Genomic DNA, 12166 nt, shown 5'->3' with positions numbered 1-12166 from the left:
CAATTATTTAGAGAAACTGGCATTAGGAGGAAAGTTTTTGATTAAAAAATATACTTGTAAAAATGGTGTAAGAATCGTTATGGAGAATATCCCAACTGTCCGTTCAGTTGCGATTGGTATATGGATCCATGCAGGTTCAAGAAATGAAAATGAGAAAAACAATGGGGTTTCGCACTTTTTAGAGCACATGTTTTTTAAAGGAACAGAGACGCGTAGTGCGAGAGAAATTGCAGAATCGTTTGATAGCATTGGTGGGCAAGTAAATGCATTTACTTCAAAAGAATATACATGCTATTATGCAAAAGTGTTAGATGAGCATGCGAAATATGCACTAGATGTTTTAGCGGATATGTTCTTTAATTCAACATTTGATGAAGAAGAATTGAAAAAAGAGAAGAATGTTGTATTTGAAGAAATTAAAATGTATGAAGATACGCCAGATGATATCGTACATGATATGTTAACGAAAGCAACATATGAAACGCATCCGCTAGGATATCCAATCTTAGGAACAGAGGAAACACTTGAAACGTTTACGGGTGATACACTGCGTCAATATATTAAAGATCATTATACACCTGAAAATGTTGTTGTATCGATTGCTGGAAATATTGATGAAACATTTGTGCAAACAGTGGAACAATATTTTGGTAACTACGAAGGAACAACAAATCGTGAACAAGTACATAGCCCAATTTTCCATTTCAATAAGGTTGCTCGTAAGAAGGAAACAGAGCAAGCACATTTATGCTTAGGTTTCCAAGGATTGCAAATGGGGCATGAAGATATTTATAACTTAATTGTGCTAAATAATATATTAGGTGGCAGTATGAGTAGTCGCTTGTTCCAAGAGGTACGTGAACAACGCGGTTTAGCATACTCCGTGTTCTCTTATCATTCTTCTTATGAAGATACTGGAATGTTAACACTGTATGGTGGGACAGGAAATCAACAATTAGATACGCTGTATGATACAATGCAAGAAACGTTAGAAACATTGAAAAATACAGGTATCACGGAGAAAGAACTCGTTAATAGTAAAGAACAGCTTAAAGGAAACTTAATGCTAAGTTTAGAGAGCACAAATAGTCGTATGAGCCGAAATGGTAAAAATGAATTACTTCTTAGAAAGCATCGTTCTCTTGATGAAATTATTGAGAGTGTAAACAGTGTGACGAAAACAAATGTAGATACATTGATCCGCGATATGTTTACAAATGAATTTTCTGCAGCGCTTATTAGTCCAAATGGCGAGTTGCCAAAGGGAATGAAATAAAGAGAAATAACCGTATCTCGTGTTAAAGAGATACGGTTATTTTTTATCCCGTTATTCGCAGGCAGTAAGGTGCCTATTTCAAAATTCAGTGGAAGTAAAGAGATAAATCGATCGTAAAATTCTGGTTATTTTTTTTAGGCATGTAGAATAGGTACTTATTATAGAGTGTTGCTTCACATGAGCTGAATAAGGGGGTGAGTCCTATGCGTTTGAGTGAATTAAGTGGAAAGGAAATTGTAGACTTGGAACGTGCGGAAAAAATGGGAGTTTTAGGCCATGCAGATTTAGAAATTAATGAGAAGGATGGAAAGATTCAAGCTCTCATCATACCTGTTGGAAAATGGGGAGGGTTTAAAAGGGAGCAGCAGGAAGTGCGGGTAGAGTGGAGCAGGATTAAGAAAGTTGGGCATGATATGATTATTTTTGACCTTGCGAATCATTTGGAGTCAAAATAAAAGATAACCATTTTGGTTGTCTTTTTCTTTTTTATCCTGCTATTCGTGGATCATAATCTATCACCTCAAAGTGCAGCGAAAGCAAAGAAGTTAGACGGGGGATCAATTGCAAGTAAAATCCTTGCTGATTAAAGTTTCACTTTATAAACTATCAAATATTTAGAAATAATGTATGCTGTTTGTTTTTCAATCACCTCTAACTCGTACGGTACATATGATGTGGAGGAAAAAGAAAAAGTAGGCGCTTTTCATATAAATGAAAGAAAAAGAAGGTGAATTAGAGAATGTTGACTGAGATGCACATTGCTGTCATAGGAGGAGATGCAAGACAGCTAGAGGTGATTCGCAAGTTAGTTGAACTTGATGCGAAACTTTCATTAATAGGGTTTGACCAATTAGATCATGGTTTTACAGGGGCAGCAAAAGAGAGTATGCAAGATCTAGATTTCACTTCTTTAGATGCAATTATTTTGCCGGTAGCAGGAACAAATGCAAAAGGGGAAGTAGATACTATTTTTTCAAATGAAAAAGTTTCGATTACAAAAGAACAAATTGAAAAAACACCAGCAAATTTTACTATATATTCAGGGATTGGTACACCATATTTGGAGAGTATTGTAGCTACTACAAATCGAAAACTTGTAAAGTTATTCGATCGTGATGATGTAGCAATCTACAATTCTATTCCAACAGTAGAAGGAACATTAATGATGGTTATTCAACATACAGACTATACGATTCATGGTTCGAATGTCATGGTTTTAGGATTTGGTAGAACTGGGATGAGTGTAGCTAGAGTTTTTCAATCATTAGGAGCGCATGTCAAAGTAGGAGCAAGGCGTTCAGAACATATCGCTCGTATTTCGGAAATGATGTTTTCTCCTTTTTATATGCAGGATATTGAGAAGGAAGTAAGTGACATTGATATTGTGATTAATACAATTCCGCATCTTGTTGTAACGGCAAGAGTTATTTCACGGATGCCAGCGCACACTTTAATTATTGACTTAGCTTCTAAGCCAGGTGGTACGGATTTTCGTTATGCGGAGAAGCGAGGAGTTAAAGCTTTGTTAGCACCTGGTCTTCCGGGAATTGTTGCACCGAAAACGGCGGGGCAAATTTTGGCTAATGTTCTTTCTCAGCTATTAACAGTAGATATGATTGCAAGAGAGGAGAATGGGAAATGAGCTTGAAAGGGAAACGGATTGGTTTTGGATTTACAGGTTCACATTGTACGTATGCAGAAGTTATACCGCATTTAGAGAAATTGATTGCAGAAGGGGTGGAAGTATTGCCAGTTGTCTCCTACACTGTACAAACGACAAATACTAGATTTGGTGAAGGGGAAGAGTGGATTGGAAAAATTGAAGAAATAACAGGAAACAAGGTTATTAATTCTATTGTAGGAGCAGAACCACTTGGCCCGAAAATCCCGTTAGATTGCATGGTGATTGCTCCATTAACAGGAAATTCAATGAGTAAATTTGCGAATGCAATGACAGATTCTCCAGTTTTAATGGCAGCGAAGGCAACGCTCCGAAATGGAAAGCCGGTTGTATTAGCTGTTTCAACGAATGATGCCCTTGGGCTCAATGGGGTAAACCTAATTACGCCAACAAGGTGACGACAAAGAACAAACGCTTATTTGTCGCCATCTTGAGGGAGCTTAGGGTAAAGCACAAGTTCGAAATCATCGAGCCTTTGCCACTTTTCCTTCTTATAAACAGCTTTTTCTAAAACCGATTTTAGGAGGCTGTTCTTTTTTTTCGGATCATCTGTTTTGAAATACAGATCAAGGACATGCTCCACTTGAGGAATAGTATCTTTCTTCACTTTTTCCTTTTTAATTTCTGTTTTAATTTCTTTCTTTAAGTTTTCCATTGTTGTAGTAATTTCATTTATACGATCAGAAACAACGTTAGAACGTTCTAAAAACATATCGACAGTATAAACGCCACGCTCTAATAAATCATGTAAATTATTTTTTTGTTTTTGGACATCCACTAACTCTTTTTCAAGTTTTCGTAATGCAGCTTCATTCATTTGAATAACTTGTGTTTCTTTCAATTTATCATCTTGCTTATGTTTTTCGAAATCAGCTTTATAATTGATGTACCATTCTTTTAAAGCTTCGAGTAAACGTTTTTCGATTAATTCTGTATAACTGGATTTATTTTCGCAACCACGATGTTTACAATCCATTGCTTTTTTTCGATTTTTTGGGTACTTTTGTACCATGCTATAACCACATTTACCGCATCTTATAATCCCAGCTAGTGGATTCGTTAATCCATTCGTATTATAAGGAACATGGTACCTCGCATTTAATTTTTCCTGTACTTTTTCAAATAAGCTTTCTGAGATGATTGGTTCATGTTTTCCATCAGCAATAATCCATTCTGATTTATCTTGCCTTGCACAGCTACGTTTCACAGCATCTGGGCGTTTCACTTCTTTTCGTTTTTGCCACGTTACTTTTCCGATGTACACATTATTTTTTAACATATCTAATATACTGTACGGGTTCCAATCGTTCCCTAACTTACTTTTGTAGCCAAGATCATTTAATTTGTTTCGAATCGTTGAGGCGCCCATATCTTCATTTGCATACCATTCAAATATCATTCTTACAACAGAAGCTTCTTCTGGATTAATAGTTAACGTACGCTCTCGCTTATTTAAACGATGGATATCATATCCGAATGGAGCATGTGTGCCGAGGTAATTACCAGCTTCTACACTTGCAATACGGCCTCGTTGCATACGGCGAGTGATAATCTTCAACTCTTTACGTGCCATAAACGCCTCAAATTCGCTGTACTCTTCGTCCCACTCATCATTAAGGTCGTAAGTCTTCCTTGGTGTCATAATCTTCGTATTCGAGCGTTTGAACGTCTCTAAGATGATTCCTTGCTCTTTCATACCGCCACGTCCTAAGCGGTCCATATCCATGCACAGAACAACATCGTATTTATTGTCTTCAATCTCTTCAAGAAGTGCCAGCATTTCAGGACGTTTTACTAAGCTCTCACCAGAAACAATTTCCTCTCGGACAGCTAAAACATTTAAGTTCTTTTCCTTAGCGATTTTCAGTAGGGTAGTACGATGCTTTGCTAAAGTTTCGCCTTCTCCACGCGCTTCAGCCTCGAGATCGGCACGAGATTTTCTTAGATAGATTGCGGTTTTCATAATATGCCCTCCTTTTTTAATTTAGTATAGGTGAAGATAAGCTGAAATGAAAATTATAATAAAGAAAGAAACATAAATTCTTTAGGTGAAAATATGTTTCTTTCTTTATATTTAGCTATTTAATTCTGTTTCATCAATTTCTTTATAGAAGTACCATTTATCTTTATCTGGATTGTATAAATAAACTTCTTTTAAATCAATACGATATTGAGGGTCTACTAGAACCCATTGGGTATCTTTCCTTGTATAAAGATGGATAAGTTTTACATTTTTTTCTTGAATTGTATCATAGTCTATCAAATTCATAGTATAAAAGCGTTTAGGTCGTTTGTTAAAACGATAAAGAAAAACTACTGACCCTGTAAATAAAACGAAAAAGATAGGGTCTCCTATAAAGGTCATTAAATTACCTTCAATTGTTTTGCTTATATTTTTACTTTTCAAAAGTAAGGTGTTTATATGTAAAGTGTGAAAATAACTACAAGTAAAAAAAACTATACATACGGATATAAATAATAGCCGCTTTTCAAAGGTATCAATAATCCATTTTGAAAGTTTATATCGTTTTTTTTGCATGGCTTCCCTAGTTTGCTCAACTTGTGTAAAGGGCCAAGCGTAAATATATAGGATATAAATTAATATGGCTAAAATAATAATGATTATAGCTATTAACTGTATAATAGGGTGAGACAAGAAAGAAAAAGCAGAGACAAGAGCATATAGGGTAAACGATGTTATTTGAAATAGAAAGTAATAAAGGCAACTATAAAGTTTGCGAAATTTTTAAAAAAACGTCCTTGTTTTTGTTCAAAAATAATGTCTAAGTCATTTTTATAAATGTATCCAAATATGAATGGAAAAATAATTGCTAATGGCCCCAATGTTTTTAAGGCGCTTCCAATAAACTCAATTATTGTGTTCATTAATTTTACTCCTATTCACCAGTTTTTGTAGTATTTAAGGTCAACTATTATAGAGTTTTTAGCTCAGTATCATAGTTTGCAATCTTAGACCTGAATAAGTTAATATCGTCGGTTTTATTTTGTCTGTTTAAGTCACTCCCGTTACCATAATCAACTCAGTAGCAGAAACTTTTAGGACGAACTTTTATTGTTGAGATAAAGATGAATTCTCAATTTCTTCAGTATAATCCTCCACAAGTTAATAGAAATTCACGTACTTTTTTAACAAACATAAGTTTTTAAATGAGCGAACCCTCCAGGAACACCGTGAATCTCCGCGACCTCTTGAATAGATAAATGAGTATCTTTATAAGTGAAAATTATTTCATCGGTAAGTAACAACTCCACAGCAAATGTATTTGCTTCAATCTCTAACCGATCTACAGAATACAGAGTTTTATTTCTTAAAAATGGAGTATTTGCTTTTGGGTGTAATAGGGCATGTCCAAGTTCATGAGCACACACAAAACGTTGAGTAGTTTCATCAATTTGATTATTAATATGAATGAATTTAAAGCGTTTATATGTGTTGTAAAAACCAAGAGTATTCCCAAGGTCTTCAAACAACACTATAATATTTTTTCGTCTAGCAATTTCAAATGGATTTGTTGTTTCATGTTTTTCTACGATTTTGAGTGCGTATTCTTTAATTTCCATTTCTCGCTCCGTTCAATCTTTTTTGTACTTGTTTGGAGTGAATTTTTGTTTTGCTAATTGTTTTGCCATGCGCATTGAGTTCTCCAGAGAAATACGAATCATTTCTTTTGTATGGTCGTCTATTGGTTCTCCATCAAACATTAAGGCATCCTCACTGTTTTCTAAATCCTGTAATGTTTTTTCTAAATCACGTGCAATATCTCGTTCTTCTTTGGAAGATAGGGATATTTGACCAGGCTTATTTAGGTAACCAATCTCCTCTAATAATTCATTTTTACTTTTTTTCATCGCCTTAGCGATTTTTTCAATCATTAATAAAGTAGGTTCTACAGGTTTGCCACTTCGAGGATCTACTCCTTTTTCAAGCTTATTTATATATGAGTGGCTAACATCACAAAGTGTAGCGAAGTCTCTTTGTGAAAGCTTGTTTTTTAAACGATAATCTGAAATGACTTTTCCAAGTGTATTCATATGTACACCTCCTTATATAATATTGTAAACAATAGTTTACAGTAAATCCATAAAGTTTTTGCATTCCATGGTTGACACTTTTGCGCACTTTGGTTTACAATTGGTTCATGAAGAACATCGGGGTGGTGATTAAATGAATCTTTTAGCCCAGGCCAGGAAGAAGATTGGAATGTCTCAAGAAAAATTAGCAAAAGAAGTTAAGATATCAAGACAATATTTATCAGAGATTGAAAACGGGAAAAAACAACCTAGTGTCATTATTGCAATCAAAATTGCTAAAGCACTAAATATAAAGGTTGAAGATATTTTTTTTGAACGCATGTAAACCATAGTGCGCAAAAAGTTGAGGAAGAGGGTGAAAAAATGTCATCAACTCAAATGGCAGTACCAACAGATTGGCAGCATACAAATATAGAAAGCACTTCAAGAGGTGACACCATGAGCCAACAAGAAGAATATGCAGCATCTTATGAATTTGGAAAGACCAAAGTTTATGTTGTGGCTCCTGAACCGAAACCACAAAAGGAAATTGATAAAATTCTTCGAGCATATTATAAGTCTGGTTGGGCCATCATCGATGAAATACAGACAAAAGAAAATATCGGGGATTAGTTCCTCTCTTTTTACATAGAAAATAGACAGGTCATGTATGTACTAAAGATTCTAAAACATTAACAACTTAATATGGAGGCGAACAAATATGGGAACAAGCATATATTGTAATTCATCGGTAGGTATGTTATTACGAGGTGCCAGAGAATGTTGTGAAGATCCAACGTTAACAACAAAGAAAGGACTTGCAGCGCATCTTGGAATTACATATGAACGTTTGAAAAATATTGAAGCTGGGGTAGCACAAGTTCCATTTGAACTAGCAATGGATTGGTGTGATGCGACGGCAGCACCGTTAAACAAACAAGCAATTAAACATATTTATGGTGTCGGTTTACCACCTACAGATCCAAGGCTTACAAGTGATGTGAACTTACAACTGATGAACTACATTAAGCAAGCCGAAGATGGTATTCGAGCAGCAAAAGAAATTATAAAATTGCAAGTTACAACAAGGCCTTGGCAAATGGATGACTCAAAGCAAAAAGAATACGCACAGCATGCTACAGAGATTTATGACATGATTCAAGCTACTCAATGTGTCATTCAATCGTTAGAAGGTGTACATAGCGGATTGCTTGAGGAAGTCAAAGGGAATTGGTTAAGAAAAGCAATTTCAGAGAGTGTAGTTGTTCGTTCAGTTGATAGTTTATTGAAGTTAACAAGAGTGATGTAAGGAGGAAGTAACAGTGACAGTAGATTATAAGAATCCTAGTTTGGAAGAGTATAAAGAACTAATTCGTCTTGATGCAAAGTTAACAGGTGAAATAAAAATAGCAAAAACATTTGCAGATCATAAAAGCTTAGATGAATTGAGAAAAGAGAAGAAGTTAGTGGGCATTCGAATCAAAATTATTGAAGCATCATTTGTTTTAAAACATAAATGGGCAAAAGAAAAAGCTACCGCCTAGGAAACAGTAGCTTAGAAAAACTTTGATAAAGCAATTATAACATTTTATTAATTATATGGACAAGCACTGTGCTTGTCGTTAGGACCAGAAAGGATTGTTACCCCATCCCATTAAAAATGATTCTCCTTTCTGGTTGTAACGATGCGTACAGCATCAATCTAAAAAAGAAAAGAGGTGTAATCTATGACAACTAAAAATAATCGTCTTCATGATCTTGTTCTTCTAGGTGATTTTTCATTTGCTAATAAACTGCAAAACTGTATGGCAGCATGTGTCCATAACATGTTTAATGCAAAATCAATTGAAGAAGCAAACCGCTGGGAAAATGAACTTAATCGATGCACAAAAGAATTTAAAATGCTTCGTGAGGCAAAAGAAGAACATGAGGTATCTAAAAGCTATCGTGTGATAATCACGGACCTTCGAGCGAGGGGAGTTAAAGCTTCACTGGTAACTCGTAATAAATAAAAAAATCTATCACTTGGCAGAGTGATAGAAGAAAAGTTCTTTTCAAATTTAATTTAGGTTAATTATACCAAATCGGAATTGGTATAACAACGGAGGGTGCTACATGCTTTTAGACAAATCAGTACATAAAGTATTGCTGAATCCTAAATTAATACAGCAATCAACATCAGAACAGCACCTTGTTTATTTAGTAAAGAAATACCTTGCAACAGGATATAAGAATTATCGCTTATTACGTATAGAGGACGGATTTGCGATATGTAAACGGGAGGATGAATAATATGGCAGTTTATAGACCAGTACACGTTTCATTTTGGCAGGATTCATTTGTTTTAGATCTTACACCGGAGGAAAAGTATTTCTATCTTTACTTGATGACAAACAGTAAAACGTCTCAATCAGGTATCTACGAGCTTCCACTTCGTATTATTGAAACTGATACAGGATACAACCGTGAAACTGTTATGAAGCTACTAGAGCGTTTTGCTGAGTATGGAAAAATTAATTATAACCAAAAAACAAAAGAGTTGTTTTTAATCAATTGGTTAAAGTTCAATCCTATTAAAAATGTAAACATTGAAAAATGCGTTTTAAAAGAAATTCAATCTGTAAAAGACCAGGATTTCTTAGTAGATTTCTATGAAACATGTTTGCAATTAGAACGAGAGCAAGATTTTAAAATTCCTCGTATTAAGGAGTATTTATCAGTCCGTTTGAAGGGGCTTGTAAGGGGCTTAGAAGACCCTAGCAAGGAAGAAGAACAAGAAAAAGAACAAGAAAAAGAACAAGAAAAAGAACAAGAAAAAGAACAAGAAAAAGAACAACAACAAGAAGCGCGCGATGATGTTGTTGAAGTTAATCCAATTTATTTTTATGAAAAAAACTTCGGATTCATTACACCTTTTATTGCAGAAGGTATTCATGCATGGGTAGATGATTTAAATGCAGAGCTAGTTGTTAAAGCTATGGAGATTGCTTTAGAAAATAATACTAGAAACATGAATTACGTAAATTCCATTTTACGAGATTGGCATCTTAAAGGGTTTAAAACAGTAGCAGATGTTGAAGTGGCTAATAAAGCATTTCGTGCTAAACAAACAGCACAAGTAAAACAACAGCCAGCATACCAACCAGTTGTTATGTCTGAGTCTACTAAGCAAGTATTGCAGCAACAAGATTCTTGGAAACAAAACATTGCTACAGACGAAGAATTAGCAACGCTTAATCAGCAGAATGGATGGATGCAACAATGAGTAACGATATCATTCGTAATGTAGAAGCTGAACAAAGCGTTTTAGGGAGCATCCTTATGGAAGGGGATTTGATAAAGGATTGTCAGTTAAAACCAAATCAGTTTTCTCTTCCAACACATCAAGCTATTTTTAAAGTGATGAGAGAACTTGAAGATGCTGAAAGTCCTATAGATCTTGTGACTGTAGTTGAAAAATTAGATAGTTTTATAAACCAAATTGGTGGCATTCAATTTTTGGTTAATTTAGCCGAGGGTGTTTCAACAACCAAAAACTTTTCATATCACGAGGGTTTGGTGATAGAAGCATGGAAAATGCGACATGCTCAAGAAGTTGCTGGGAACTTATATAACCGCCTTCAGCAAGACAAAGATATTAGCGCAATTAGCAATACAATCGATGAACTAAGCGCGATTGAGGAAACAGGTTATTCAAGTGAGTTTGATTTAAAAGGGACTCTTGTAGATTTGTATAAAAAAATGCAAATTGATGTTGGTGATTTAACAGGTATAAACACTGGATACAACGACTTTAATCGAATGACTTCTGGATTACAGGAGGGAGATTTAATCATTGTTGGAGCACGTCCTTCAATGGGGAAAACAGCATTTGTGTTAAACGTTGCCTATCATGCGGCAAGTTCAGATACGGCGACTGGAATCTTCTCACTTGAAATGGGAGAAGAGCAATTGCTCAAGCGAATGATCTCTAGCACCGGAAATGTTGAAGCGACAAAAATGAAAAATCCTAAAAAGCTTTGCAACATAAAAGACTGGGAAAAAATTAGCCAAGCTATGGGGTTGATTAATAATTTGCCACTAGAAATATACGACAAGGCAAATGTAACCATGCAAGAGATTTATGCGAAGACTCGAAAATTAAAACGGAAATATCCAGATAAAAAAGTATTAATAGCGGTAGATTACTTACAACTTATCGTTGGTGATCCAAAGCACAAAGGGAATCGGATGCAAGAAATTGGTGAGATTAGCCGCAAGTTGAAATTGATGGCTAGGGAATTAAATGTATGTGTAATCGCTTTGTCGCAGTTGAGTCGCGCTGTGGAGAACAGACAGGATAAACGACCAATGTTATCTGATTTACGTGAGAACGGACAAATTGAGCAAGATGCGGATTTAATCGCATTCTTATATCGTGAGGACTATTATGATGCGGAGACGGCCAATAAGGATGTTATTGAAATCATTCTAGCTAAACAAAGGAATGGACCTGTAGGTACAGTAGAGCTTGCTTTTGTTAAAGAGTTCAGCAAATTCATTAATTTAGAGAGAAGATACGATAATCAGCAGGAGGAACGGTGATGTTATTACGTCAAGAAGTTGAACTAAGAAAATTGTTCATTATCCGTAAATTGCTAGGATTGGGGTTATCTGAAATAAATGGGCAAACATTAGACCGATTAACGTTAACGCAGCTTGAAGGAATTTTAACAGCAAGTTTGCAAGTGCTGGAGGGAAAGAACAATGCCAAAGCAATTAACAATATTTGATGTCGAACCTGTTGTTTCATTCAATCCTAAGAAAGCGAATATCCATCGTTTGAATTCACAATTACGTTTTGCTGATGTAGTTGTGAAAATACCACGCCAAGTAAAAGCGATTGATGAGTTGAAACCAACAACCGCACCTGATGATCGATACGAACTATTCGAAGAATATGCGATTGGGATTTGGAGATATAAACGAGCGGAGGATAAGCAGTTTGATTGGGAAGAAGCGGAACAAATATGCAAGCGAGCAAGAGATGAAAAAGAGTCGATTCCAATACGGCTTCATCTATCACTTGAACAATCATTTGTTCCAGAAAATGTTGTGCAATATTTGTAGACAGATAAAAAAAGCCGAGACCACTCTCGACTTACTTCGACAAAGTAATTATAACACATGTGGGAGTG

General features: G+C 35.3%; 18 protein-coding genes and 1 pseudogene. 14 read left to right on the top strand and 5 right to left on the bottom strand.

The annotated features are described in order from the left end of the window. Nucleotides 1-37 precede the first annotated feature (37 nt). From ACIQ7L_RS17140 to dpaB, 4 genes and pseudogenes are all read left to right on the top strand, one after another. On the top strand, nucleotides 38-1276 hold the full coding sequence (locus tag ACIQ7L_RS17140; protein WP_097895249.1) for a M16 family metallopeptidase: 1239 nt from the start codon (nucleotides 38-40) through the stop codon (nucleotides 1274-1276). Nucleotides 1277-1479: 203 nt separating this feature from the next. Beyond that, nucleotides 1480-1731, top strand: coding sequence for a YlmC/YmxH family sporulation protein (locus ACIQ7L_RS17135; RefSeq protein WP_400570698.1), 252 nt, complete (start codon nucleotides 1480-1482; stop codon nucleotides 1729-1731). Between the two features lie 284 nt (nucleotides 1732-2015). Further along, nucleotides 2016-2918 carry a dipicolinic acid synthetase subunit A gene (gene dpaA, locus ACIQ7L_RS17130; protein WP_400570697.1) on the top strand — a complete coding sequence of 301 codons (903 nt, stop codon included), beginning with the start codon at nucleotides 2016-2018 and terminating at the stop codon, nucleotides 2916-2918. Next, a pseudogene (gene dpaB, locus ACIQ7L_RS17125) lies at nucleotides 2915-3340 on the top strand (dipicolinate synthase subunit B); the annotation flags it as partial. The gene dpaA and the pseudogene dpaB, both read left to right, overlap by 4 nt. Before the next feature lie 32 nt (nucleotides 3341-3372). Here dpaB and ACIQ7L_RS17120 read toward each other — a convergent pair. From ACIQ7L_RS17120 to ACIQ7L_RS17100, 5 genes are all read right to left on the bottom strand, one after another. Then, nucleotides 3373-4920 (bottom strand): recombinase family protein, encoded by a 1548-nt coding sequence (locus tag ACIQ7L_RS17120; RefSeq protein ID WP_400570696.1) that lies wholly within the window; start codon nucleotides 4918-4920, stop codon nucleotides 3373-3375. 111 nt (nucleotides 4921-5031) lie between these two features. Further along, nucleotides 5032-5322, bottom strand: a complete 291-nt coding sequence (locus ACIQ7L_RS17115) for a hypothetical protein (protein WP_400570694.1) — start codon at nucleotides 5320-5322, stop codon at nucleotides 5032-5034. Between the two features lie 332 nt (nucleotides 5323-5654). Continuing rightward, on the bottom strand, nucleotides 5655-5843 hold the full coding sequence (locus tag ACIQ7L_RS17110; protein ID WP_400570693.1) for a hypothetical protein: 189 nt from the start codon (nucleotides 5841-5843) through the stop codon (nucleotides 5655-5657). A 261-nt stretch (nucleotides 5844-6104) separates the two neighbouring features. Beyond that, nucleotides 6105-6539, bottom strand: coding sequence for an ImmA/IrrE family metallo-endopeptidase (locus ACIQ7L_RS17105; protein ID WP_400570692.1), 435 nt, complete (start codon nucleotides 6537-6539; stop codon nucleotides 6105-6107). Nucleotides 6540-6551: 12 nt separating this feature from the next. Further along, nucleotides 6552-7010: a helix-turn-helix domain-containing protein gene (locus tag ACIQ7L_RS17100; RefSeq protein WP_400570691.1), complete on the bottom strand. Its 459-nt coding sequence runs from the start codon at nucleotides 7008-7010 to the stop codon at nucleotides 6552-6554. 133 nt (nucleotides 7011-7143) lie between these two features. Here ACIQ7L_RS17100 and ACIQ7L_RS17095 point away from each other — a divergent pair, with 133 nt between their 5' ends. From ACIQ7L_RS17095 to ACIQ7L_RS17050, 10 genes are all read left to right on the top strand, one after another. After that, on the top strand, nucleotides 7144-7335 hold the full coding sequence (locus ACIQ7L_RS17095; protein ID WP_400570690.1) for a helix-turn-helix transcriptional regulator: 192 nt from the start codon (nucleotides 7144-7146) through the stop codon (nucleotides 7333-7335). A 38-nt stretch (nucleotides 7336-7373) separates the two neighbouring features. After that, nucleotides 7374-7622 carry a hypothetical protein gene (locus tag ACIQ7L_RS17090; protein ID WP_400570689.1) on the top strand — a complete coding sequence of 83 codons (249 nt, stop codon included), beginning with the start codon at nucleotides 7374-7376 and terminating at the stop codon, nucleotides 7620-7622. 88 nt (nucleotides 7623-7710) lie between these two features. Continuing rightward, complete coding sequence (locus ACIQ7L_RS17085; protein ID WP_400570688.1) at nucleotides 7711-8298, top strand: sporulation sigma factor-processing peptidase; 588 nt, start codon at nucleotides 7711-7713, stop codon at nucleotides 8296-8298. A gap of 13 nt (nucleotides 8299-8311) precedes the next feature. Continuing rightward, nucleotides 8312-8533 carry an RNA polymerase subunit sigma gene (locus ACIQ7L_RS17080; protein WP_400570687.1) on the top strand — a complete coding sequence of 74 codons (222 nt, stop codon included), beginning with the start codon at nucleotides 8312-8314 and terminating at the stop codon, nucleotides 8531-8533. A 183-nt stretch (nucleotides 8534-8716) separates the two neighbouring features. Next, nucleotides 8717-9001, top strand: coding sequence for a hypothetical protein (locus ACIQ7L_RS17075; RefSeq protein ID WP_400570686.1), 285 nt, complete (start codon nucleotides 8717-8719; stop codon nucleotides 8999-9001). 103 nt (nucleotides 9002-9104) lie between these two features. Then, nucleotides 9105-9281: a hypothetical protein gene (locus ACIQ7L_RS17070; protein ID WP_400570685.1), complete on the top strand. Its 177-nt coding sequence runs from the start codon at nucleotides 9105-9107 to the stop codon at nucleotides 9279-9281. 1 nt (nucleotide 9282) lies between these two features. Continuing rightward, a complete protein-coding gene (locus ACIQ7L_RS17065; protein ID WP_400570684.1) occupies nucleotides 9283-10254 on the top strand; it encodes a DnaD domain-containing protein in 972 nt (323 codons plus the stop codon). Next, nucleotides 10251-11573, top strand: coding sequence for a replicative DNA helicase (gene dnaB / locus ACIQ7L_RS17060; protein WP_400570683.1), 1323 nt, complete (start codon nucleotides 10251-10253; stop codon nucleotides 11571-11573). The genes ACIQ7L_RS17065 and dnaB overlap by 4 nt, the downstream gene beginning before the upstream one ends. Next, the gene (locus tag ACIQ7L_RS17055; protein WP_400570682.1) at nucleotides 11573-11761 is read left to right on the top strand and encodes a hypothetical protein; all 189 of its coding nucleotides are present in this window, start codon (nucleotides 11573-11575) and stop codon (nucleotides 11759-11761) included. Before dnaB ends, ACIQ7L_RS17055 begins: the two co-directional genes overlap by 1 nt. Then, a complete protein-coding gene (locus ACIQ7L_RS17050; protein ID WP_400570681.1) occupies nucleotides 11736-12098 on the top strand; it encodes a cell division protein SepF in 363 nt (120 codons plus the stop codon). The genes ACIQ7L_RS17055 and ACIQ7L_RS17050 overlap by 26 nt, the downstream gene beginning before the upstream one ends. Nucleotides 12099-12166 lie beyond the last annotated feature (68 nt).

The sequence above is a fragment of the Bacillus sp. NPDC094106 genome (assembly GCF_044764345.1).
In the GTDB taxonomy this organism is placed as follows: Bacteria; Bacillota; Bacilli; order Bacillales; family Bacillaceae_G; genus Bacillus_A.
This window is presented reverse-complemented; position numbering and strand designations above follow the sequence as displayed.